The organism is Lysinibacillus sp. NPDC097279 (assembly GCF_044761745.1).
Taxonomy (GTDB): Bacteria; Bacillota; Bacilli; order Bacillales_A; family Planococcaceae; genus Lysinibacillus.
In genome coordinates this window covers 1-21,987 of the sequence record NZ_JBIWDA010000010.1, presented here as the reverse complement: position 1 = coordinate 21,987, position 21,987 = coordinate 1, and the positions used below count along the sequence as shown (strand labels likewise).

Genomic DNA, 21,987 nt, shown 5'->3' with positions numbered 1-21,987 from the left:
CTAAAGACCATATGCAAATCCTAATCCCTTTGTTACAGGATTAATGAATGTTTGGCATTTTATTTGATATAAAGCTTCAATTGTATCTGGTATGAGTACTTCTTCTGGCGTACCATGTGCATAAATTTCTCCATCCTTTACCGCATAAAGATAATCGCAGTACTGTGCTGCCATCTCTAAATCATGCAGCGCTGCTAGTACACCAATGTTTAACCCCTTTACACAAGATAAAATTTCAATTTGATAACGAATATCTAGATGGTTTGTTGGTTCATCTAAAATCATAAATTTTGGTTGCTGTGCAATTGTTCTTGCTAAAATGACACGTTGCTTTTCACCACCAGACAATGATAAAAAACTACGATTTTTGTAATCTAGTAAGTTCGTACGTACCAACGCTTCCTCTACAATATCAAAATCCTGTTGTGTGTCAGACTCTAGCATTTTTTTATGTGGTGTTCTGCCTAACAACACCATTTGCTGAACCGTTAAATCAAAATGCATCTCATTGAACTGACCAACTACACCTAAGTGTTTTGAAATCTTTTTTTCTGAGATTTTTAAAACATCTAGATTATCTAAAAACACCATTCCCTTCTGTGGAACAAGGCTTTTATATATACTTTTTAATAAAGTCGATTTTCCGCATCCGTTTGGTCCGATTAAGCCCACAAATTGTTGCTTTTTAACTTGAATAGATATATTTTTAACGATTTCCTTTTTGCCGATCCTAACTTCCATTTCCTGTGCAACTAATTCCATTTTTCTACCCTCCGAAGTTGTAACCTTTTTTTACAATCATATAGATAAATAATGGTGATCCTATAACAGAAGTAATGATCCCAATAGGTAATTCAACATTTTGTATTAAAGTTCTCGACAAAACATCTGCCCAAATCATGAAAAGTCCGCCTAAAAGTAATGTCCCTAGCATTAATCGTTTATGATCTGCACCAAATAGACCTCTTGTAATATGAGGAATAATTAATCCTACGAAGCCTATCATGCCTGCATAGGCAACCATTGTGCCTGTTATGAGCGACGTGAGAATCATATAAAGTTTACGGTATACGCTTAAATTGATACCTAACGTTATAGCTGATTCGTCACCTAATAGCATTGTATTGAGCACTCGATATTGGAAAAGGAACAACAATGCTCCAATTACAATTACAATCGCTAAAATCGGTGTTTTTTCCCAGCTTGCAGAGGCTAAACTTCCCATTGACCAAAAAGTAACTGTCTTAATCCCTTCCGCATTATTTGCAAAAAAGATAATAAGGCTTGAGAAAGAGCTACACAAAGCTCCAATGACAACACCTGATAAGACGAGTTTTATTGACGTTGCCTTCCCACCAATACTTGATAATATAAGCACTGCCATTGACGTAATCATTGCGCCAGCAAATGCTCCGAACGCTACACCAAACTGTGATAATAGTGCACTACTTCCGAACCCGACTAAAATGGCAAATGTTGCGCCTAATGATGCGCCTGATGAAATACCAAGTATGTATGGATCAGCAAGTGGATTTTGTACGACTGCTTGCATAACAGTCCCACATAAAGCAAGTCCTATGCCAATAAGTAAGGCAAAAATCACGCGTGGCATCCTCACCTGTAAAATAATATTCAAAAAGGATTCACTGTCCACACTATCAAGCGAACCAAATTTGCCATTGGACATAGCATGCAATAAAATGCTCATTGTTTGCTTGAAGGGGATACTGACTTGCCCAATTGATACAGAATAAACGGCAGAAATAAATATGGCACCAATTAAAAGTAGGATAATCACATAATATATTTTGCCCATTCCTATTCTGTTAACATCCTGTTTATCCAAAATTTCACCTCTATCTAACACTTAATTGATAATGATTTTCATTATCAATTACTATATTAATTTATAATGTTGTGAAAAACAACATGAAATTTAAAATAAAAACATCCATAATTTCCCTTGATAAAAAACCCCATTGCATTCACACTTACAGCAACGGGGTTTTAATTTTCCTGTTCTAAAAGCAATTTAATAAATACGAACTAAGGAGATTTACAATGCACAACATTACTTTTGACCATATAGAAAAAATTGGTCATATCATTTTTGAAGATGAAGTTTGCCAACATGTTCATTATCCAGAAATGCTAAGTCGGTATGATAGTAATTTTATTTTATTTAAAACGATGCCTTCATTAACTGCATTTAAGAAAACAGAACAGATGCTACGGATTTTCCATCAGAAACATAATCAGAAACATTTAAAATTCATTTTTCCAGCTAATGAGAAGCTATCAAGCGATATTCATATGTATTTAACTGAAAAAAATTATGACATTGGGTTTCTTGAATTATATTCAATTGAGCCAAGCCATTTTGCAACGAACGTCCATCGACATGTTGATGTCCAGCTTGTGACAGAAAACAATTTACAAGCTTTTTTAAAGCTACAGTATGAAGAGGATTTAAAATATGGCGAAACTTTCGCCACAGAAAAACAAGCATTTCTAAAACGGCGTTTTCATGATCCTTCCAAATATCAGCTCTTAGCCTATTATGACGGCATCCCAGTTGGTTCTATGGAACTTATTGAGGAAGAAACAACAGTTGAAATTGATAACTTATTTGTACTAGAAGCCTTTCAACGTAAAGGAATAGGTTCCCAACTTCAACAATATGTCATGCAAAAATTTCAACATAAAATCGTTATTTTAGTAGCAGATGGGGAAGATACAGCTAGAGAAATGTATCAAAAACAAAACTATGTATATCAAGGTTTTCAATATGAAGTGTTACAGGTCGAAGGAGATTAATCTAGCTAGGTTCCTGAAGAAAGCACCTAATTGAGCCCCTCGCATGTTCATACTACCTTATAGATTTTCACAAAAACCTTCCCCCTTTATATGAAATGCTCTTTCATTTCTAAGAATCCGCTCATAAAAAAAGCTACTCAAAAGTTTACAAAAACTAATGAGTAGCTTCGATTTGCGGACTTCTATCCGAAAATTGATTAAGATTTAGAGTCTGATGTTGGTTCAACCATTTCTTTTGGAACCGCACGGTAAACGGTAAATGACAAAATAATGGCTAATATCGTTATGACAAAAGCAATAAGATAAACAAGTTCTACACCCGCTACCATTGCTTGACTAATTGTAGCTGGATCACTTGGATTGGCTGCCTTTGTTAAAAAGTGATTTTGTTTAGCGTTCATAATACTAATAAACACAGCAACACCTATCGCCCCTACAACAGGCTGCAACGTGGTCATGACCGCAGTACCATGCGGGTATAAAGACTTAGGCAGTTGGTTTAGACCATTTGTCTGTGCTGGCATCATAATGGCAGACACACTTAGCATTAATAAAATATAGCATAATACGATAATCCAAATAGGCGTTTCAGCTGTTAACCTACTTAACGTAAACACTGTAGCACTTAAAACTAGTGTTGCAGGTATCATTAATACACGAGGGCCAAATTTATCGAACAATTGCCCCATAAATGGAGACATAAGTCCATTTAGTAAGCTCCCTGGTAGTAGAACAAGACCTGCTGTTGCGGCAGTTAAAGCTAATGGACCTTGCATAAATATCGGTAAAATGATTTCCGATGCAAACATCGCCATAATTATAATTACAAACATAAATACTGCGTGCGTGTACATTGGATATTTAAATACCCGTAAATTCATAACAGGCTCTTTCAGCTTAAACTGTCTTAAAGAGAAAAATACAACACCAATAATGCCGATGATAATCGTCACATATACAGTTGAATTAAGGAAACCTTTTTCTCCAGCAGCACTAAACCCATAAATAATTGCCCCAAATCCAATCGTTGAAAAGATAATAGACAGAACATCAATTTTCGGTTTTGTAACCTCCGAAATATTCGTCAAATATTTAGAAGCAAAAACAATGGAAAATAAGGCGAAAGGAATCACTATAATAAATAAATAGCGCCAGCCTAAATATTCAACAATAACACCAGATAAAGTCGGTCCGATTGCAGGTGCGAACGTAAAAATCAAACCAACAATCCCCATTATTTTGCCGCGATTTTCTGGTGGATATAATAATAAAAAGACATTAAAAATAATTGGCATTAATAGCCCTGTTCCAACTGCTTGGATTAACCGACCTACTAATAAAACAGGGAAGCTCGGTGCAATTGCGCAAATGATTGTTCCGATTGTGAAAGTAACCATAACACCAATGAACAATTGCCTCGTTGTAAACCACTGTAACATTAAGGCAGAAATCGGAATGACAATCCCCATAACAAGCATAAATCCAGTTGCCATCCACTGTACAGTTGGCAACGTAATGTGGAATTCATGCATTAATGTCGTTAATGCAATGTTTAATAATGTTTCGTTTAAAACTGCAAAAAAAGCACCGATAATTAGCGATAGCATAATCGGTAATGTTTTAACATTAGGATCCTGTGACAGGAATTCATATTTCATAGGTTGATTTTGATCCATTTAATTACTCCTTCTAGCATGTTTTTTTATGAGCTTTATTCTTCGTACACCATCGGATTAAGAATTGCTCCCTTCTTAGTTATTGTTTAACTAACCTAGGATTAAATAATCGATAATAACAATATCCAAACCAATTTTACCCAAATCAATACCTCATCAACCATCCCAGTAATGGCAATCGTTCTACTCAACGGATAACGCCCGCTAAAAAACGAAAAGATCACAAGCACCTGCCTGTGATCTTAAAAGTAAAGGGAAAGACCCATCCATATTTTATTGAGTTGTCAGTAAGAACAAGAAACCTCCCTTTGGTAAAACCAAATAAAAGGTTAAATTAGACAAAAATAAAGAAAGGAAGAACAAGTCGCCTTTCTATCATTAACATATTTTTAGCCACTTAAATCACATAACTAGCCCTCACAACTACGTGGGGACAAATTACTGCAATCGAGTGAATAACAATTTCGCAATATGAAATGAAGATAATTAAAAAAGGACAGACTAATCCCGTTTACTCTGCCACAAACAGAGCCTTTGACAGTATTCAATTACTGGTTCAAAGTTGGGAATCGTAGTGTCATTTTCTAAATCCTCCTTAAAGCATTTTTTATTACACAACGAATTATAACGGACTTATTAGCGGAAGTCAAAGTTTTCAAAAATAAGAAAAAATTATTGTAGTTGTAAAGAAAAGAATGCAACACCAAATAAAGAATAGGATACACTTCTGCATCCTATTCCTTTGCATTTCTTATTCAAATTTCGGTAAATAAATCATCGCCTTAAATAAATCACCATCTACTTGCACTAAAAATTTACCGTGTTGGATGTGAATAAGGCTTTCCGCTATCGATAACCCTAATCCGCTACCTTGACTTGATCTTGATTCATCGCCTCGTGTAAAACGTTCCATTAGCTCATCGACGGAAATATTTAATTCATATGCGGAAATATTTTTAAATGTGACCAGTAGTTCATTACCTAGATCTTCTACATCAATATATACCCTTGATGCAGGCAGTGCGTATTTAAAAATGTTCGAGAATAGGTTTTCAATGGAGCGCCAGAGGAGTTTACCATCAGCCTTCACATACACTTTTTCTGTAGGATGGGCTAATTTAAAGTTTAATGATGACGCCTCGATTTTCTCGCCCATTTCCCCTATTCCTTGCTTTAGTAACGATACGATATCAATCCGTTCTAGCTGGACAGGCATACTACCACTTGACGCCTTTGCCGCTTCAAATAAATCATCAGTTAAATGCTTGAGCCTTTTTGATTTTTGATCTAATACGTCTATATATTCAGCAATTAATTGTGGATCTTTTTCTATTTTTAATAAATCGACATACGTAATAATTGACGTTAAAGGTGTTCTAATGTCATGCGAAACATTTGTAATGAGCTCTGTTTTTAAACGTTCGCTCTTAATCTCATTATCCACCGATTTTTTTAAGCCATCTGTAATACTATTAATATTTTCTGCAAGTCGGCTAAACTCGCCTTTTCCATCTACTTCTATTCGATGATGAAAATCTCCATTTTTAATTTGCTCTACGCCCTCTTTAATGCGATTAAACGACTTCACCTTTTTCATTGCAAACCAAGCAGCTAAACCTAGCGTGATAGGAAACATGAAAAATGTTGCTGCAACTACTACAGGATAACCAATAACAAGTAGCACAATTTTCACAGCCATACTGCCATTATCAAAAACATGCTTTATCACCATAAAAATCTTTTTGAGTATTTGATATATGAGTGTATGTTGAAGTAGTGATCTGTTTTTCACATGCTTAACGAGCGATAAAATCAGCAGCAATACAATGATAAAAATAGGTACCGTGAGCAGTATGTTCATTTCTCTTATCACTTCAACTATCATTGCCACCCATATCCCTGATAAACAAGCAACTAATACAATATTGACATCATTATATAGTTTATCAATGACATGAAAATGAATTATTTTATCTTTAAATGACGTTCTTCCAATAACTATTACTAAGTAAATAAATGATAAAATAAACCCTGCTAGAAATAAGATAAATTCATTAAGATAACTTTTAGCAACCTCTTTATTCTGTTCCCATTCTTGCATTTTTTGCTCTAAGTAAGATTCTTTATACGCCACATAAATAGCGTCTTTTTGTGGATTCAACTTTTCCACATCTTGTGTAATGTAATCTAAATACTTATTTTTTTTCATTTCATGTGGATAAAGCTTTTGTTGATAATCATCAAATAGCATATATGCACCAAATGACTCAAATTGCTCTTTTTTATCTAGTTCACTATTAGAGAATACATGTTCACCATCGCTCGCATAATACACGATTCCTTCAGTTGCTTCTACTGTACTGAGTAAACGATAAAATAATCGTGCTTGTTCTCTCATTCTTTCTTCTTTTTTACTTTTTATGTCATCAGCATATTCTTCTTGATAGTTTTGTCTATTTTCCACTTCACTCAAATTCGGATTATATTTGTATGAATATTGAAACTCATTATATAAATCTTCTTCAATTTGTGTAATATCTTCTTTTGTTAGCGTCTTACCACTTAAAATATTTTCTTCACTTTTATACGTTCCGATTAATTGCGCTAAAGAGCTAATAAGGCTATAACTTTCATCAGCAAATGCTATGCTTTCAAAATAATTGTCTTGATTGATACTACTAAGATGTACTTCATTTAATTCCATATTGACGATTACCTTCGCCGTACCAGTTAAACAAGCGATGGCAATAAGAAACACAATTACTTTCGTAATGAGTGCATGACTAATATTTTTCAACTTTATACCCAACTCCCCATACAACTTTTAAATACCTCGGCTCTTTCGGATTTATTTCAATCTTTTCTCGAATCTTCCGAATATGTACTGCCACCGTATTTTCTGGATTAACGGCACTTTCATTCCATACCTTTTCATAAATCTCTTCGATTGTGAATACTCTCCCCGTATTTGCTGTAAGAAGCTTTAAAATTTTATACTGCACTGGGGTTAGATGAACTGCTTGTTTATCTACGGTGATAACTTTCTTTTCATCATCAATCATAAGCCCACCCGTTTGAAATACATGGCTGCTCACATCAAGACTGCCAAATGCCGTGTATCTTCTTAACTGCGATTTCACTCTTGCGACAAGTTCTAATGGATTAAACGGCTTTGCCATATAATCATCTGCACCAATATTTAACCCGAGTATTTTGTCATAATCCTCCGACTTAGCAGAAAGCATAATTAACGGAATCATATTGTCTTGTCGAATTTTCATTGTCGCCGTAATGCCATCCATTTTCGGCATCATAATATCCATAATGATTAGGTGAATAACGTGATCTCGAATAAGTTCGATTGCTTCTATACCATTGTAAGCTTTGTATACTTGATAGCCCTCATTCTCTAAATAGACACTAATAGCCCTTACAATTTCTTTATCATCATCACAAATCAAAATGTTCAATTACATTCACTCCTCCATCTCTTTAGGATTCGTCTTAGCTTATAATACTAAGTAAATCTTAACAAACTCATGCACCAATTCTTAAGATTTTCTTATTCTTTTCCTAAATAGACTAATTATGCCGAATAGACACATCTATTTTCAGATGCATGGCTAGCCCAAAAACCAATAGACAAATAATGCACAAAAAAGCCCCCACAAGTTCAATGAACTTATGAGAAGCTTCCTTTACCATGTTAGTATTCATTTTTAGCTTTCCAAACTCAAAGGTATTAGCATATCATGCCACCCATATCTGGTGCTGCTTGCTCTGGGATATCTGCTGCTACCGCTTTAGAAGCTGCATTTTGTATTTTCAATTTAAAGTATATATCACTTAAAAAAACAGCTTACTTTAAAAATTGTTCTTCAAAATATTCCAGCTGGTAATCTAAAGTTAGAGAATCGTTAAACATAAAGGCATTTCCATCCACTTCAATTACATGGTCGTTCTTCACTGCAGGCATTTCTTTATATAGTTCTGTTTTTTGATAGGAATTATCTTGGTCATTGTATTTACTCACAACCAAGTAGTCTCCAACATAGTCAGGTAATACTTCTGATGATATCATGTAGTATCCTTCTTTAGTTGTCATTTCTTTTACTTTTTCAGGCATTTTCAGACCCATTGCCTGATATAGAACCTCCGTGCCTCTTCCCCAGCTATTTCCAAGAATACCTATATCTTTATCGTAACTTTCCATTACAGTCACCGTTGAATTTTCGCCAACTTTTGCTTTAATTTTATTTCCTACAGTAGTTGCACGGCTTTTAAAGTCATCAATCCAGTCTTGAGCTTCTTTTTCTTTGTTTAGCAATTTACCGATTTCTAAATGCTGTGTTAAATAATCGACTTTATTGTACGTATAGGTAACTGTTGGGGCAATTTTTTTCAACCTATCTAAGTTATTATTATCGCTGCCTCCAATAATTAAATCTGGTTCTAATTCAATAATTGTCTCTAAATCCTCATCTGACACAGTTGTAACATCTTTTAATTGCTCTTTAAATAATGGACTTGCCTTAGACCATTCATCTACCCCTACGATATTGACGCCCAATGAGATTACGTCACCTGCATTACCAGTTAAAACTACTACCCTTTTTGGATGAGCGGGTACTTCAATAGGTCCATTTTCAGATTGATATGTAATTGTTTCTGTTTCACTTTTATCCTCTTTATTTGCATCCCCTGCTGCCTGATTCTTTGTACTATTGCCACAGGCACTAAGAAAAAGCACACACATCAAAATGAAAGGTATTATAAATCTTTTCAATTTAAGATTCTCCTTTAGATTTATTATCATTATCGTTTATTACAGAATAATGATAATGATTATCATTGTTATTTAAAAATGATAGTCTCCTTCTAATCTTTTGTCAATAGTAGCTTAAGATAAATTCCCTTTTCTATTAGCAATCGCTCACAATAAAGATCCATTAAAAATACGACGAAACGAAAAGAGGAACTACATACTTATAGATAAAAAATAGCCTTGTTAAAAGCAATTTAACAAGGCTACTTTAATTATCGTCATCTACAAACGCAATTTGTTGAGGAAGAAAATATTGTTAATAAACTTCGTGTTTACTTTCTTGTTTCCACAACAGAATTTCATTAGCAACTTTTTCAGGAAAGTCCCAATGAAGTTGGTGTTTAGTGTTTTCTATACCTATTACCGTTAATTTTTTAATGCCTTTTTTAATTTCCTGTATTCCCTTTTGTCGGGCTGAATCTGTCGGTAGAATGGCTGCATGAAGTAATAAGACAGGACACTGAATACTTTCAAAAGTGGTTGAACAAGGCTCTTTATAAAATGCCTTAATAATCGCTAAAATACTGAAAACGTCTGCCTTAAATATATAATTATCATTAACCTTTTTAAAGCTAGATGCTATTAATGCATTAAGATTTGTATCCCATTGCCTTGTTGTGTAACTTTGGTATTCTTTGACCACTTCGTCCCAAGAACCATATATACTGGACTCAACATATTCTTTCCAATCTATCAAGGCTTTTTCCTCTGTCAGTCCCTCAACATGTTCAGGAAACGCATATCCTCCATCTAATAAAATAACACCCTTTACCTTAGCAGTAGATATTTTTGCGATATGTAGGCAAAGGTCTGCTCCCCAAGAATGTCCCAACATGTAAAAAGGTTTATTCGTAATTTGTTGTATTACTTGATAAATACTTTTTGCTAAGGAGGAAAACATATAATCCTCCTCCCGTTTTAATGAATCCGTTTCTCCATGGCCTGGGCTATCTATAAGAATAAGATGAAAATCATTTATTAGGTATTCAATAAGCCCCGAAAAACTTTTTAAATCACCAGTCATTCCGTGCAGACAAACAAGTGAAGGAAGGCTGTTATCACCAAATTCACTTCCGTGAAAAGTATTGCCTTCTACTGTTATTTGAAACTTCTTCAATTCCATTACTCTCCCTCAACTTCATCTATTTTGTTATATGCTTTGATCTATTAATTTTAAATAAACTTACCACATAGCTTTAAGGTTTTACAAAGATATTTAAACAAAAATCATTCAACTGTTAGATAATGCTTACAATCGTAAAGTGAAATCTAGACTTAACAGCGCACTCGTTGAGACATACATACTTCACTGTTGAAAGGAGCAGGTATCGCACTCGAACAAATCATGGATAGACGTGGCCATTCAGATGATCCAATTACTAAGAACTTCTATCTCCCGTGACAAAAGAAATGAAAAAAGAAGCTTCCCAAAAGTTTACACAACTCATGAGAAGCTTCGATTATAGTACTCTATGTTAGCATTTCACTTGAAAACCAAGTCATATCAAGTGTTTAAGGGCTGTATTACATCATACCGCCCATGCCACCCATGCCGCCCATATCAGGCATACCTGGTGCTGCTGGTTCTGGAATATCTGCTACAACCGCTTCAGTAGTTAATAATAGCGCTGCTACAGAAGCTGCATTTTGTAGTGCTGAGCGTGTTACTTTTGCTGGGTCTACTACGCCTGCTTCCATCATGTTTACCCACTCGCCTGTTGCTGCGTTGAAACCAACACCGATTTCTTCGCGTTTTAGACGATCTACAATGATTGAACCTTCAAGACCTGCATTGTTTGCGATTTGGCGAACTGGCTCTTCTAATGCACGAAGCACAATTTTCACACCTGTTGCTACATCGCCATCAACTGCATCAGCTGCTTTTTCAACTGCTGCGTAAACGTTTAGAAGTGCAGTACCACCACCTGATACGATACCTTCCTCTACAGCTGCACGTGTTGAGTTCAATGCATCTTCAATGCGAAGTTTACGTTCTTTTAATTCTGTTTCAGTTGCAGCACCGACTTTAATGACTGCTACACCACCTGCTAATTTTGCAAGGCGTTCTTGTAATTTTTCTTTATCGAATTCTGAAGTTGTATCAGCAAGCTGTGCACGAATTTGACCAACGCGACGCTCGATTGCTTCAGTACCACCAACACCTTCTACGATTGTTGTATAATCTTTAGTTACAACAACTTTCGCAGCACGGCCTAATGATGTAATATCAGCAGTTTTAAGGTCTAAGCCTAATTCTTCTGTAATGACTTGACCACCTGTTAAGATAGCGATATCTTCAAGCATAGCTTTACGACGGTCGCCGAAGCCTGGTGCTTTTACGGCTACAGCATTGAATGTACCACGTAGTTTGTTCACTACAAGTGTTGCAAGAGCTTCACCCTCAACGTCTTCAGCGATCATTAATAGTGGACGACCTTGTTGTACCACTTGTTCTAATAGCGGTAAAACTTCTTGGATATTCGTAATTTTTTTGTCAGTAATTAAAATGTATGGGTTATCAAGAACCGCTTCCATTTTATCTGTATCTGTTACCATGTAGTGAGACGCATAGCCACGATCGAATTGCATACCTTCTACTACATCTAATTCCGTTGTGAAACCTTTAGATTCCTCAATTGTAATAACACCATCATTACCAACACGTTCCATTGCTTCTGCAATTAGTTGGCCTACTTCGTCGTCAGCAGCTGAGATTGCCGCAACTTGTGCGATTTCCTCTTTGTTGCTTACTGGACGAGAAATAGCATGTAATTCTGTAAGTGCTGCTGCTACCGCTTTGTCGATTCCTTTACGGATTCCTACAGGGTTTGCACCAGCTGTTACGTTTTTAAGACCTTCACGGATGATCGCTTGTGCAAGAACTGTCGCAGTCGTTGTACCATCACCAGCGATTTCATTTGTTTTAGAAGCAACCTCTGCTACTAATTTTGCACCCATGTTTTCATATGGATTTTCAAGTTCAATTTCTTTTGCAATTGTTACACCATCATTTGTAATTAATGGTGAACCGAATTTTTTTTCTAAAACGACGTTACGACCTTTAGGACCTAATGTCACTTTTACTGCATTTGCTAATTTATCTACACCTTGAAGCATTAATGCACGAGCTTCTTCTGAGAATTTAATATCTTTTGCCATTTGAATTTACCCTCCTGAAATGGAATATTCGTTAAGCCTAATTAATATAATAACTATTATTCAATAATTGCAAGAATATCACTTTCACGTAAGATTAAGTATTCATTGCCTTCATATTTAACTTCTGTACCTGAGTATTTAGAGAAAATAATGTGGTCGTCAACTTTAACGTCAAGCTCTACACGTTGTCCGTTTTCTAATATACGACCTGTCCCAACTGCTACTACTTTACCCTCTTGTGGTTTTTCTTTTGCAGAGTCTGGTAGTACAATTCCAAATGCAGACTTTTCCTCTACCTCGATTAGTTCGATGACAATACGATCTCCTAGTGGTCTTAACAAGTGAAACAACCTCCTATTAATTAAATATTTCTTATATGTTTATTAGCACTCTATATCAACGAGTGCTAATACATTTATTATGATAATCAATCAACTGTCTTTTTGCAAGCCAGAACTACGAAAAATTTTGTTTTCTTTCCATATTCCTCTACAATAGAAAGGTAGCTTATGAATGGAAAGGATTTTGACTGTGAATAATACTTTAAAAAACGTACAGCATAAAAAAACCGCTCTCTATGTTTTAATCGTTTACATTATCATGCAATTATCAGGCAAATGGTTACTTTTACCGTTTCATAAATTCGTGATGAGTACAACAGGTTTACCTCCTGAGCAAGCGGCCCCTATTACACAAGGCTGGTATATCGCTCTCAGCTTTGCCATTGCATTAGTTTTAAGTTTGATTTTAACTACTCGCGATAAAGCGTTTTGGAATATCTATCAAGGTAAAAAAGAGTCTATTCCCCTTACAATCTTATGGGGTGTCCTAGGTTTCTTCCTTGTGTTCTTTGGACAAATGATTGGTGCTGCTATTGAAATGGCTGTATTCGGGATCGAGGGTGGCTCAGAAAACACCGCTGATATAGTGGCGATAGCAAAAGGTGCTCCAATTGCCATTTTAGCGATTGTTGTTTTTGGCCCAATTTTAGAGGAATTCGTCTTCCGTCGTGTTATTTTCGGCTCGCTCGTCCAAACGACTAATTTCTGGGTGGCAGCCATTGTCAGTGCTATTTTCTTTGCGATAATTCATTTCGATTTCTCACATATTCTGTTGTATACCATATGTGGTCTAATCTTTGCTTTCTTATACCACAAAACAAAACGGATTTGGACATCGATTATTGCCCATGTCATGCTGAACGGCTTCGTAACACTCGTACAATTTAACGCAGAACCGCTGCAAAAGTTTTTAGAAGAACTGCAAAAAATGCAATAAAAAAAGAGCTAGATGTGAAAACATCTAGCTCTTTTTATTAGTCATTTAATTCTTCAATTTGTCGTCGCTGCTCAGCTAACAAACGCTCAACTTGCTCGCGTTCTGCTTCTTTACGCTCTTCCTCTAAAAGTAATGCCTCGGCTTGTAAAAACTTTCGATAGCCTCTGCGTGCTATGATAATACTAACCTCATAAATTACAAATAGCGGAATTGCTACGATAACGTTTGAAATAAAATCTGGAGGTGCAAGAAATACCGCAATAACGACTAACCCGAAATATGCATATTTTCTGAATTTCACCATCAGTTCAGGATTTAATATACCTAAACGCGCTAAAAATAACGTCACTACAGGTAACTGAAAAATGATTCCAAACGGCATGACTAAACGAAATAAAAATGAAAAATATTCGTTAATGCCAATTGTTTGCTGTATTTCTAATTCTGTAGATAAACCCATCATAAAGTGCATGACATATGGGAATAAAACATAATAAGAAAATGAAGCTCCTGCTAAAAATAGAAAAAACGAATATGGAATATATTTTAAAGTAGCCTTACGTTCTGTCTCATGTAAACCTGGTGTAATAAACAACCAAAGTTGATGAAGAAGCAATGGTGAACTTATCACAAATGCGATTGCAACCGTCACTTGTAAATATACGACAAGTGGATCGGTCACTTTAAATGCATTTAAAGTTAGTTGCTCCGCTTCTTTACTATATTGAATATGTTTAATAAGTGGTTCGGCTAGATAAAAGCCAACTATAAGTGCAATAACAAAGAAAACAGCGCAAATAAAGAGCCGTTTTCTTAGTTCTTCTAAATGCTCTACAACTGTTAATTCTCTTGGATTCATATTAAATTGACATCCTTAACTTACTTAACGTTATCATTTTCTTTATGTTCAATTATTTTCTTTTTTGTATCATCATCGTCATCAGCTAAACCTTTTGTTGCATTTTTAAATTCGCGAAGTGTAGAACCCATTGCTTTACCTAGCTCAGGTAATTTCTTTGGTCCGAATATTAAAATTGCAACCACACCGATAATAACTAGGCTAACTGGTGTGAAAGCACTTAAGTGCACAACCATTGCAGCCACCTCCTCTTATATATATATCATTTTAACTTAAATTTTTTCGTTTGGCGAATTTATTTCAATAGTTTAAACACCATCATTTGTAACAGTTTACAAATTTGTGAATGCCCTTTATTTATCACTATTTCGGATTAAGTAAATAAGCGCTTGTAATTCTACCGACAAATCTATCGTTAATAATTTCATAGTATCCGGTACGGTAATACGCTCTGGTGTAAAGTTTAAAATGCCTTTTGCATTCATTGCAGCTAAACGATCCGCCATCTTCTGAGCCGAGCGTGAAGATACAGTTAAAATAGCAAGGTCTGCTCCATATTCAGCGTACTTTTCTTCTAATAAATCGGGATGATACACAGGAATATTGCTTATCATTTTCCCTTCCTTTGGTGCCTTTGAGTCAAATGCAACTACAATATGCGTGTTATGATTTTTTTGGAAATTATACTTTAAAAATGCATTCCCTAAGTTCCCCACACCGATTAACGCTACTTTTGTTGTTTCATGCTGATCAAGTGTTTGGCTAAAAAACTTCAATAGATGCTGAACATCATAGCCATATCCCTTTTTGCCAAGCGCACCGAAATAAGAAAAATCACGACGAATCGTTGCAGAATCGATTTTCATCGCCTCGCTCAATTCCTTCGATGAAATACGTTCCATTCCTTCTTGCGCAAAGTTTTGGATAAATCGATAGTAAAGAGGAAGTCTTTTCGTTGTGGCTTGTGGAATTTTTACTTCTTGTTTCAAACTTTTTCCTCCTTATAAACACATCAAATTCACCTAAGCGTATTTGAATACTCATTTTGAAACATGCTTATATGAATCAGTTACATCTCTCAGCGTATTTGCGTCTCATAATTTTTTGTGAGCATGTTTAAAAGGCTCCCCATAAAATCTAGGGCATTCGCTGGCTGTTAACTTGATTCAGACGGGTTTCAACCCACACTGAGTTCAATGCATATTTAATATTCATCTTCCACTTCTATAAATGGATGACTTCTGCTAAAGCGCGTTAATATTATCACATCAACTGGAGGATTTCCCTTTAGTTAACTGCGCGTTTTACGCCACTAACTAAAGAGAAATCGTTTCAATCTTACATGACAGCTTAGAATAAGTAAAGCACTGGCATTGCAAGCAATTCCGTCATCCTTTACACTAAGAAAGAATTGAGGTGTCAAGAATGATTGTATTACAAGTCAATCAACTATATAAATCCTTTATTGCAGATGAAATTTTAAGTGGTGTCAAACTAGAAGTCCAACACCGTGATCGCGTAGCATTAGTCGGACGTAACGGAGCTGGTAAATCCACTTTACTAAAAATCATCGCTGGGCAATTGTCATATGATTCTGGCGATATTATTATTCCGAAGGGCGTACAAGTTGGCTATTTAGAACAACATGCGGGTCTAAATTCAACTTTATCAATTTGGGACGAAATGATGACAATTTTCGAACCGCTTCTTGGACAAGAAAAAACATTACGTTCGCTTGAACAGCAAATGGCTGATCCAGCGGTTTACGAAAAGCCAGAAATGTATGCAAAGGTCATGTCCGAATATGACCAATTACAGCATGATTTTAAAGATGCAGGCGGCTATCAATACGAATCTGATACGCGCTCTGTTCTTCATGGTATGCAATTTTACCCAGAGGATTATGAAAAAGCAATTAGCTCATTATCAGGTGGTCAACGAACTCGTTTAGCTCTTGCTAAGCTTCTATTAAGTAAGCCAGACTTATTAATTCTCGACGAGCCAACAAACCATTTAGATATTGAAACACTTTCTTGGTTAGAGACTTATTTAAAAGGCTATGAAGGTGCTATTTTAATCGTATCCCATGACCGTTACTTTTTAGACCAAGTTGTCTCTATCGTCTATGAAGTTTCTCGTCATCGCGTTACGAAATATACTGGAAACTACAGTGCTTATTTAGACGAAAAGGCGAAAACCTATGAGCGCGATGTCAAAATGTTTGAACGCCAGCAAGATGAGAAAGCAAAACTTGAGGATTTTATTCAAAAAAACATAGCCCGTGCCTCTACGACAAAAATGGCACAAAGCCGACGCAAAATGCTTGAACGTACAGAATGGATGGACTCTCCTGACGGTAACGAAAAATCAGCTAGCTTTGGCTTTACGATAGAGCGACAAAGTGGCAATGATGTGCTCTCCATTGACTCCTTAGCTGTCGGCTACGGTGACAAGCAAATATCTAGTGGTATCTCACTACGAACGTTTCGAGAAGATCGCATAGCACTAGTAGGGCCTAACGGTGTTGGTAAATCGACATTATTAAAAACGATTGTCAAAGACCTGTCCCCACTTGCTGGAGAAATACGTTATGGAACTAATGTGCAAATTGGCTATTACGATCAAGAACAGGCAAAGCTGTCGAGCAATAAAAGTGTTTTAAAAGAGCTATGGGATGAATGGCCCTTAATGAATGAAAAAGACATTCGCACTGTACTTGGCCGCTTTTTATTCAGTGGAGAAGATGTGGATAAAGCCGTCAATTCTTTATCTGGTGGTGAGAAGGCTCGCCTTGCATTAGCAAAGTTAATGATGCAAAAGGCGAATTTCTTAGTTCTCGATGAGCCTACCAACCACTTAGACTTAGATAGTAAAGAAGTGTTGGAAAATGCCTTAATTGATTACCCTGGAACACTTCTTTTCGTATCGCATGACCGTTATTTTATTAATCGAATAGCAACGAAAGTAGTGGAGCTTTCAGGCGAAGGTTCATTTGAGTATTTAGGTGATTACGATTATTACCTTGAAAAAAAACAGGAACTTTTTGAAATTGCTCAAATGAAGGCTGCTTCTCAACCGCAATTACAAGCAACTGCTCCTGAAAAGACCTCTACCTCTACAATAGATAAAGAGGCAAAAAAACGTGAGCGCCAAATTAGACGTTCGATAGAAGAATTAGAAATCAATATGCAAGAGGCTGCTACAGAAATCGCTCGTTTAGAAGAAGCTCTTTGTGACCCTGAAATTTTCACTGACCATGAGAAAATTTCACAACTTCAAGGTGAGTTAGCTACTATAAAAGACAAGCATGAAGTTATTGAAATGGAATGGCTCGAGCTAAATGAGGAACTAGAAAAGATTATTTTATAAAATCTCAAAAAGTCATATGCTATGTCATATGGCTTTTTTCTTTACTCGTCTTTATTTTTCATATATATTGGTCAAGTGCTATTTTTCGACAAAAAATGCCCACAACTTTATACACACTATAAAACTAGTAATACCAACATATCAACAGACTTTTCCACACTGTCCACAATTTCAAATTATTTAATCCACATAGTTCTGTGTAAAATGCGCTACTATATATAGAATAATCACAACTTATACACAAGTTATCCACAATTTGTGCATAAGTACGAATGTTCGCAGTTTTTTTATGCACTTTTTTCACAGTTCCTGTGGATAATTTTCTGAAAAATTTGTCAATTAATCGTTTTTCTATTATAGGTATATATTTTCTAGCATTTTTCGCAATTTTATTCATCATAATATTTCTATATAAATAAAAAAAGAGACGGCTCAAAAAACTCCGAGCCCTCTCATTCAAGTATTTATTCAACCCATGATTTTAATTCCATACCTGGGCGGCCATTCATCATCATATTTCCACGAATGCCTGCCTCAAACATCGGTGTTGCCGCAGCTCCTATCATTGCCGCATTGTCTGTACATAGCTTCAATGGAGGTACAAAAAAAGGAATCCCCTCTTTAGCAAATACCGCCTCAAGGGATGTACGCAAACCTTTATTCGCTGCAACCCCACCTGCTGCGATTACTTGTTTCACTTTGTATTCACGCGCTGCCCGTAATGTTTTTGCAGTTAGTACTTCTACTACACTTTCCTGAAAGCCTTTTGCAACAGCAGTCGGGGAAATCGCTTCACCCCGTTGATCCATATTGTGCTTATAGTTAATTACTGCTGATTTTAAACCGCTAAAACTAAAATCATACGACTCTTCCTCTAGCCATACACGTGGAAAAGCGACCGCTTCTTGTCCTTCATGTGCTAACTGATCAATACGAGGACCTCCTGGATAAGGTAAGCCTAACACACGTGCAACTTTATCATAGGCTTCGCCTGCCGCATCATCCCGCGTTTCTCCTATTACTTCAAATGAACCATGTTCTTTCATATAAACAAGCTCCGTATGTCCCCCTGATACAACAAGGGCTAATAATGGAAACTCCATTGGTTGAACAAGTGCATTGGCATAAATATGACCCGCAATATGATGGACACCTAAAATCGGTACATTATTAGCAAATGCAAACGCCTTTGCGGCATTAATGCCAATTAACAGTGCCCCTACAAGACCAGGACCTTCTGTAACCGCTACTGCATCTAGGTCAGACGGCTTCATATTTGCTTGTTTTAGCGCTTCTTCAATAACTACCGTAATTTGCTCAACATGGTGACGTGATGCAATTTCGGGTACTACGCCACCAAAACGCTTATGGCTCTCAATTTGTGAAGCAACTACATTTGAAACAATATCAGAACCATTACGAATAATAGCCGCTGCCGTTTCATCACAGCTGGACTCAATTGCTAAAATAACTCGATTTTCCATTATAAATTCACCCACATGACTAGGGCATCCTCCCCGTTATCTGTATAGTAACCTTTACGTATGCCACCATCCTGGAAGGCAAGCTTGCGATAAAGATTTTGTGCCACTATATTCGTTTCACGTACTTCTAGACTCATAACGTCCATTCCATGCTCTCGTGCTATACGCATCGCTTCCCGCATTAAGCCTTCACCAATTCCACGACCACGAGCTGCCTCTGTAACAGCCACGTTTGTAATTTGAGCCGCATCTATGACCATCCACATTCCACAAAAACCTATTATAGTATTGTTCTCATCTACTGCTAAAACATAATGTGCATATTGATTTTCATGCATCTCATAGTAAAAAGAATCCAATGTCCATGGCGTCGGGAATGTAGCAAGTTCAATCGCATATACCGCTGGAACATCCTCAGATACCATTTTACGATACATTACATTACTGCTCATGTGCCTTCTCCTTTTGTTCTTTTAACCAATTTGCTTCAGCCTCCGCAATACGTTTATATTGCGGAATAAAATGATGGACTTCCTCCACATTCGGTAAGTTCTCCATGCTAGCTAGATTAATGGCTGCACTCGCACGTGGCAAGTCGTCATAAAGAGGTGCACGATAGGCATTATGTCCAATGACTTCAACAATTTTATCCCAGAATAGATCAACATCTACTCCTATAAATAATATAGGTGCATCTAAATCCTTCAAACGGGCTAACAGTCCATCAATATGATCATGATAATCCTCTATCACTACATCCAGCTTTGGTCCCTTATAAACAGCCGTATATACATTGCCACGACGTGCATCAAATATAGGACAAATTAGTCCATTAAAAAGCGCTGCATTTGCTGCTAATACTTTTAAACTTGAAACACCGACTAATGGCTTCTGTAATGTCCATGCTAATGTTTTAGCAAGCGTTACACCTATTCGTACACCTGTATATGACCCTGGTCCTTCTGATACAGCAATGGCTTCTAACTCATTTGGCTTGACACCAACATTAGCTAAAATCGTTTCAATCGCTGGCATTGCTCCTGCAGAATGCGTTACTTTTATATTTTGTACAACCTCTGCCAACACTTTTCCATCCTTAACAACTGCAACAGAAAGTGGCGCATTAGCTGTTTCAATTCCCAACCAAATCATCTCATTAGCTCCTCACATATTGCCTCATATCGCTTGCCATACGGCATTAACACAAATCGTCGTTCATTTTCACCAACACGGTAAATTTCAATTCCTAACCGCTCTTTAGGTAAATCCTGTTCAATTAAATGTGCCCATTCGATAACAGATACCGCATCACCATAAAATAGCTCGTCCCACCCAAGATCCTCATCGCTTTCCGCCAAGCGATATACATCTAAATGATTAAAGGGTAAACGTCCCTCATATTGTTTCACAATAGTAAATGTAGGGCTATTAACCGTTCTAGTTATGCCGAGACCTTTTGCTAAAGCTTTTGTAAATGTCGTTTTCCCAGCACCTAAATCGCCCTCTAATGTAATTGTATCTTGTGCCACAAGTAAATTTGCTAGCTTCATGGCAAATTGCTCTGTATCTTCTAGTGAATTCATTATTATTTCAAATTTCATCTCTAAGTCCTCTCCTAGCTCATTACTTCTAGTTTACCGAAACACGCGCAAATGTTCAAAGTTTCGGGTTAATTTCAAAAAAATAAACACGCCTTCATGTTGAAGACGTGTTTACTCCCTTGTGGAATATCCCTTCACAGCAATTTCCTCTTTTCCTACAAGTTTATTATCTTTAAATTGAACGATATATGCTTGTGTCAAAAGTACTTCATCATTCCAGCGATAATAATTACTGCTAACCCTCTCACTAGCACGACCACCGGCAATTTCCACTACTTCCATATAGGTCATACCTTCCGTTAATTGTTCAAATTCATTTTCATTCATATATTTTTGCCAATGATATGAATTAGCCTCCTCTATATCAATAAACGGTTTTCCACAAGCAACTTCAAGTATCGAAATTAACCAAAATAAGCAGAAGCGTAATCCTATGAACACACCTCCATCCTCCGTTGCAAAACCTATACTGTCTATAGATATGCAATTCAAAATGGTTTTGTGCCCAATTATATAGAATTAGCAATTATCAATTTTGATAGTTCAAAGTAAAAAAAAAGCTCTTACGATATATGCATATCATAAGAACTGTATATTTAAATAAATGGCGGTCCCGACCGGGATCGAACCGGCGATCTCCTGCGTGACAGGCAGGCATGTTAACCGCTACACCACGGGACCTCTTTAAGACATATATAAATATAACATATAATATTTAAAAGTACAATATTATTTTCATATTTTTAAATAAAAATAATAGTTTTTAATAGACCTAGACCTATTTTATGAAAACAAAAAACAGTCAGCACTCAGCTGACTGTCTAATTGCCTAGCGACGTCCTACTCTCACAGGGGGAAGCCCCCAACTACCATCGGCGCTAAAGAGCTTAACTTCCGTGTTCGGTATGGGAACGGGTGT

20 protein-coding genes, 1 tRNA gene and 1 rRNA gene are annotated in these 21,987 nt (G+C 36.4%); 3 read left to right on the top strand and 19 right to left on the bottom strand.

The features are described from left to right. Both ACIQ1H_RS21920 and ACIQ1H_RS21915 read right to left on the bottom strand, forming a co-directional pair. The gene (locus ACIQ1H_RS21920; RefSeq protein WP_402892006.1) at positions 1 to 762 is read right to left on the bottom strand and encodes an ABC transporter ATP-binding protein; all 762 of its coding nucleotides are present in this window, start codon (positions 760 to 762) and stop codon (positions 1 to 3) included. 4 nt (positions 763 to 766) lie between these two features. Beyond that, entirely contained in the window at positions 767 to 1,846 is a 1,080-nt protein-coding gene (locus ACIQ1H_RS21915; RefSeq protein WP_402892003.1) for a FecCD family ABC transporter permease, read from the bottom strand. A 215-nt stretch (positions 1,847 to 2,061) separates the two neighbouring features. Between ACIQ1H_RS21915 and ACIQ1H_RS21910 the strand changes: the two genes are divergently transcribed. Next, positions 2,062 to 2,817, top strand: a complete 756-nt coding sequence (locus ACIQ1H_RS21910; protein ID WP_402892000.1) for a GNAT family N-acetyltransferase — start codon at positions 2,062 to 2,064, stop codon at positions 2,815 to 2,817. A gap of 197 nt (positions 2,818 to 3,014) precedes the next feature. On the opposite strand, the gene ACIQ1H_RS21905 is transcribed toward ACIQ1H_RS21910, so the two are convergent. The 7 genes from ACIQ1H_RS21905 to groES all read right to left on the bottom strand — a co-directional run bounded on the left by ACIQ1H_RS21905 (position 3,015) and on the right by groES (position 12,818). After that, on the bottom strand, positions 3,015 to 4,475 hold the full coding sequence (locus ACIQ1H_RS21905; RefSeq protein ID WP_370635743.1) for an MDR family MFS transporter: 1,461 nt from the start codon (positions 4,473 to 4,475) through the stop codon (positions 3,015 to 3,017). A gap of 769 nt (positions 4,476 to 5,244) precedes the next feature. Beyond that, positions 5,245 to 7,290 (bottom strand): HAMP domain-containing sensor histidine kinase, encoded by a 2,046-nt coding sequence (locus tag ACIQ1H_RS21900; protein ID WP_402891997.1) that lies wholly within the window; start codon positions 7,288 to 7,290, stop codon positions 5,245 to 5,247. Further along, entirely contained in the window at positions 7,277 to 7,963 is a 687-nt protein-coding gene (locus ACIQ1H_RS21895; RefSeq protein WP_173478888.1) for a response regulator transcription factor, read from the bottom strand. The genes ACIQ1H_RS21900 and ACIQ1H_RS21895 overlap by 14 nt, the downstream gene beginning before the upstream one ends. Positions 7,964 to 8,352: 389 nt before the next feature. Further along, entirely contained in the window at positions 8,353 to 9,279 is a 927-nt protein-coding gene (locus ACIQ1H_RS21890) for an iron-hydroxamate ABC transporter substrate-binding protein (protein WP_402891994.1), read from the bottom strand. Positions 9,280 to 9,574: 295 nt separating this feature from the next. After that, positions 9,575 to 10,435, bottom strand: a complete 861-nt coding sequence (locus ACIQ1H_RS21885; protein WP_402891991.1) for an alpha/beta fold hydrolase — start codon at positions 10,433 to 10,435, stop codon at positions 9,575 to 9,577. Between the two features lie 407 nt (positions 10,436 to 10,842). Then, entirely contained in the window at positions 10,843 to 12,477 is a 1,635-nt protein-coding gene (gene groL / locus ACIQ1H_RS21880) for a chaperonin GroEL (RefSeq protein WP_173478891.1), read from the bottom strand. Positions 12,478 to 12,533: 56 nt separating this feature from the next. Next, complete coding sequence (gene groES / locus ACIQ1H_RS21875; RefSeq protein ID WP_173478892.1) at positions 12,534 to 12,818, bottom strand: co-chaperone GroES; 285 nt, start codon at positions 12,816 to 12,818, stop codon at positions 12,534 to 12,536. Positions 12,819 to 12,990: 172 nt separating this feature from the next. Here groES and ACIQ1H_RS21870 point away from each other — a divergent pair, with 172 nt between their 5' ends. Then, positions 12,991 to 13,755 carry a CPBP family intramembrane glutamic endopeptidase gene (locus ACIQ1H_RS21870; protein WP_337980322.1) on the top strand — a complete coding sequence of 255 codons (765 nt, stop codon included), beginning with the start codon at positions 12,991 to 12,993 and terminating at the stop codon, positions 13,753 to 13,755. A gap of 37 nt (positions 13,756 to 13,792) precedes the next feature. Here the strand turns inward: ACIQ1H_RS21870 and tatC are convergent, their stop codons facing one another. The 3 genes from tatC to ACIQ1H_RS21855 form a co-directional block, all read right to left on the bottom strand. After that, positions 13,793 to 14,614, bottom strand: a complete 822-nt coding sequence (gene tatC, locus ACIQ1H_RS21865) for a twin-arginine translocase subunit TatC (protein ID WP_402891987.1) — start codon at positions 14,612 to 14,614, stop codon at positions 13,793 to 13,795. Positions 14,615 to 14,634: 20 nt separating this feature from the next. Beyond that, entirely contained in the window at positions 14,635 to 14,850 is a 216-nt protein-coding gene (locus ACIQ1H_RS21860; RefSeq protein WP_228134172.1) for a twin-arginine translocase TatA/TatE family subunit, read from the bottom strand. A 117-nt stretch (positions 14,851 to 14,967) separates the two neighbouring features. Continuing rightward, positions 14,968 to 15,603: a redox-sensing transcriptional repressor Rex gene (locus ACIQ1H_RS21855; protein ID WP_228134173.1), complete on the bottom strand. Its 636-nt coding sequence runs from the start codon at positions 15,601 to 15,603 to the stop codon at positions 14,968 to 14,970. A gap of 436 nt (positions 15,604 to 16,039) precedes the next feature. On the opposite strand from ACIQ1H_RS21855, the gene ACIQ1H_RS21850 reads away from it, so the two are divergent. Then, positions 16,040 to 17,983, top strand: coding sequence for an ABC transporter ATP-binding protein (locus ACIQ1H_RS21850; protein ID WP_402891984.1), 1,944 nt, complete (start codon positions 16,040 to 16,042; stop codon positions 17,981 to 17,983). Positions 17,984 to 18,447: 464 nt separating this feature from the next. On the opposite strand, the gene tsaD is transcribed toward ACIQ1H_RS21850, so the two are convergent. The 7 genes from tsaD to rrf form a co-directional block, all read right to left on the bottom strand. After that, entirely contained in the window at positions 18,448 to 19,467 is a 1,020-nt protein-coding gene (gene tsaD / locus ACIQ1H_RS21845; protein ID WP_228134175.1) for a tRNA (adenosine(37)-N6)-threonylcarbamoyltransferase complex transferase subunit TsaD, read from the bottom strand. Further along, positions 19,467 to 19,919 carry a ribosomal protein S18-alanine N-acetyltransferase gene (gene rimI, locus ACIQ1H_RS21840; RefSeq protein WP_228134176.1) on the bottom strand — a complete coding sequence of 151 codons (453 nt, stop codon included), beginning with the start codon at positions 19,917 to 19,919 and terminating at the stop codon, positions 19,467 to 19,469. The genes tsaD and rimI overlap by 1 nt, the downstream gene beginning before the upstream one ends. Further along, on the bottom strand, positions 19,909 to 20,619 hold the full coding sequence (gene tsaB, locus ACIQ1H_RS21835) for a tRNA (adenosine(37)-N6)-threonylcarbamoyltransferase complex dimerization subunit type 1 TsaB (RefSeq protein ID WP_402891980.1): 711 nt from the start codon (positions 20,617 to 20,619) through the stop codon (positions 19,909 to 19,911). Before tsaB ends, rimI begins: the two co-directional genes overlap by 11 nt. Next, positions 20,616 to 21,068 carry a tRNA (adenosine(37)-N6)-threonylcarbamoyltransferase complex ATPase subunit type 1 TsaE gene (gene tsaE, locus ACIQ1H_RS21830; RefSeq protein ID WP_402891977.1) on the bottom strand — a complete coding sequence of 151 codons (453 nt, stop codon included), beginning with the start codon at positions 21,066 to 21,068 and terminating at the stop codon, positions 20,616 to 20,618. Before tsaE ends, tsaB begins: the two co-directional genes overlap by 4 nt. A 111-nt stretch (positions 21,069 to 21,179) precedes the next feature. Continuing rightward, the gene (locus tag ACIQ1H_RS21825; RefSeq protein ID WP_402891974.1) at positions 21,180 to 21,509 is read right to left on the bottom strand and encodes a hypothetical protein; all 330 of its coding nucleotides are present in this window, start codon (positions 21,507 to 21,509) and stop codon (positions 21,180 to 21,182) included. Positions 21,510 to 21,673: 164 nt separating this feature from the next. After that, positions 21,674 to 21,749, bottom strand: a tRNA-Asp gene (locus ACIQ1H_RS21820). Between the two features lie 146 nt (positions 21,750 to 21,895). Beyond that, a 5S ribosomal RNA gene (rrf, locus tag ACIQ1H_RS21815) occupies positions 21,896 to 21,987 on the bottom strand; the annotation flags it as partial.

What these genes read in the sequence shown, in the direction of transcription:
- ACIQ1H_RS21920 (WP_402892006.1), bottom strand. Translation starts at nt 762, where the DNA reads ATGGAATTAGTTGCACAGGAAATGGAAGTTAGGATCGGCAAAAAGGAA.
- ACIQ1H_RS21910 (WP_402892000.1), top strand. Translation starts at nt 2,062, where the DNA reads ATGCACAACATTACTTTTGACCATATAGAAAAAATTGGTCATATCATT.
- ACIQ1H_RS21905 (WP_370635743.1), bottom strand. Translation starts at nt 4,475, where the DNA reads ATGAAATATGAATTCCTGTCACAGGATCCTAATGTTAAAACATTACCG.
- groL (WP_173478891.1), bottom strand. Translation starts at nt 12,477, where the DNA reads ATGGCAAAAGATATTAAATTCTCAGAAGAAGCTCGTGCATTAATGCTT.
- ACIQ1H_RS21870 (WP_337980322.1), top strand. Translation starts at nt 12,991, where the DNA reads ATGGAAAGGATTTTGACTGTGAATAATACTTTAAAAAACGTACAGCAT.
- tatC (WP_402891987.1), bottom strand. Translation starts at nt 14,614, where the DNA reads ATGAATCCAAGAGAATTAACAGTTGTAGAGCATTTAGAAGAACTAAGA.
- ACIQ1H_RS21860 (WP_228134172.1), bottom strand. Translation starts at nt 14,850, where the DNA reads ATGGTTGTGCACTTAAGTGCTTTCACACCAGTTAGCCTAGTTATTATC.
- ACIQ1H_RS21850 (WP_402891984.1), top strand. Translation starts at nt 16,040, where the DNA reads ATGATTGTATTACAAGTCAATCAACTATATAAATCCTTTATTGCAGAT.
- tsaD (WP_228134175.1), bottom strand. Translation starts at nt 19,467, where the DNA reads ATGGAAAATCGAGTTATTTTAGCAATTGAGTCCAGCTGTGATGAAACG.
- rimI (WP_228134176.1), bottom strand. Translation starts at nt 19,919, where the DNA reads ATGAGCAGTAATGTAATGTATCGTAAAATGGTATCTGAGGATGTTCCA.
- tsaB (WP_402891980.1), bottom strand. Translation starts at nt 20,619, where the DNA reads ATGATTTGGTTGGGAATTGAAACAGCTAATGCGCCACTTTCTGTTGCA.
- tsaE (WP_402891977.1), bottom strand. Translation starts at nt 21,068, where the DNA reads ATGAAATTTGAAATAATAATGAATTCACTAGAAGATACAGAGCAATTT.